This is a genomic window from Magnetospirillum sp. SS-4, from assembly GCF_902729425.1.
Lineage (GTDB): Bacteria > Pseudomonadota > Alphaproteobacteria > Rhodospirillales > Magnetospirillaceae > Phaeospirillum.
Map to the genome: position 1 here is coordinate 1 of NZ_CACVCH010000121.1, position 1,834 is coordinate 1,834.

Below are 1,834 nucleotides of genomic sequence, written 5' to 3' on the forward strand. Positions count from 1 at the left end.
TGGTTCGTGGAAACAGACTCCAGCGGGCGCGATTGCATGCTGAACCGGGAATATTCCAGAATATCGGCGATCAGTTCCGACATCCTCTTGCCGCCAGTGACGATGAAGCCGATGAATTCGTCGGCCTCGGCATCGATTCTGTCCTTATACCGATGCTCCAACATTTGGGCGTAGCTGACCATATTCCGCAACGGAGTCTGCAGATCGTGGGAGGAGATATAAGCGAATTGCTCCAGATCGGCGTTGGATCGTTCCAATTCCTTGGTCCTCTCGGCCAGTACCTGCTCGGTGAACTTGCGCTCCGAGATATCGCGCACCACCGCCAGCAGACAGTCGCCTGAACGACCGACAACCGCGTGCCGCATGGCCACTTCGACCCAAAACAGGCGGCCATTGCGATCCCGTGCCTTCCATTCAAACATCTGCGTTGCACTTGCTGCCTTGCGCATCCACGCCTGGGCACCATCCTCGTCATACGGGGGCACGCCTTCGCTCAGCTCGCCAGGATGCCTTCCGATGACTTCGGATTCGTCGGAGTAGGCGTACATGTCCAGCATGCGCCGGTTGATGGCGATGATAGAGCCGTCCTTGATGTTGTGAATAAAGATGGCATCATTGATGTTGTCGAAAATGGTGCGGAAGCGGCTTTCGCTTTCGGCCAAAGCGTCGGCGGCATGCATCCTGTCGGAGAGGTGGCGGTACAGGAACAACACCCCTGCCAGCACCAGTCCCACGACGATGGCGCCGAACAGCAGCAAATGAAGACTGCTTCGCCGCCATTTTTCCAGGTAATCCTCCTCGGCCAACCCGACCAGGACGAAATAGGGCTGCCCCTCGATCCTACGGATCGTCGCGGTTCGGTAAGCGCCATCGAGAGGGGAAACGTAGTCGTATTGGGTTGCGGGCGCGGCGGCCGCGATGATGGCGCGCAGCGGATCTCCAACCGGAACCATGATGGCTTGGTCGCGGGATCTTTTTAATTCAGGGAATCGCGCCGCCAACTGAAAGCTGTTATGGAAAAGCGCGGCGATCCCGTGCGGCCCGAGGTCAAGGGCGGCAAAGGCCTTCGCCAGATGCTGGAGCGAAATCCCACAGGTCACTAATCCGCCAAAGGAACCGTCGGGATTATCGATTCGGCGGGCCATGGTGATCGACCATTGCTGCGCCGAAGTGCCCAATGCCGGAGGACCGATGAACAGGCCGCTGCCGGGATGATCGCGTAGAAAGATGAAATCGTCACGTTGGGATATATCGGCATTCCGATTGGCGATATTACTGACGCCATAGCGCAGAATTCCATCCGCCCCAAAAATTCGGAAGCCGAAAAAGTCAGGATGCCGCGCATCCTGCCGGACAATGGTGGCGACGATCGCCCCTTCGTCCCATTGCCCTGCCCTCTGCTGCCGCACCACTTCATCCAGAACAACCAATATACCCGCATCGATCCGGCGGATGGAGTCTCTGAAATTGTCTGCCAGTGTCTGGGTAAGGTTGGCGGTGGCGACCTCGGCGGCGCGGTGAGCATCGAGCCTGGCTTGCTGGATGGTCCAGCCGACCAGAAGCATGATCGCCGCGATGACGACGAGACCGCCGCCAAACAAGGCAACGGAATGGAATCGACGTTGGTCGATCAACGCCTCCCCATGCCGCTCGCCAAGTTTCCCCAACCGTGTGAGCATCCCCGGCCCCACTCGTTCCTGAATATTCCAACTATGTAAATTATCCAAAATCCATGGTGAAGGATAGGGTGCATACCCTATGCGAGTGAGATTGATCGGAATCCGCGATTCGACAGAATCCCGGACCCGTTTCAATCTCACTCCAAGCCGCTTAG

General features: G+C 57.7%; 1 protein-coding gene. It reads right to left on the reverse strand.

All coding sequences use genetic code 11. The features are described 5' to 3' along the window. Window positions 1–1,634, reverse strand: a 1,634-nt coding sequence (locus tag MTBSS4_RS22540; protein ID WP_173984736.1) for a PAS domain S-box protein, incomplete at its 3' end; no start/stop codon positions are given. Window positions 1,635–1,834: the final 200 nt, after the last annotated feature.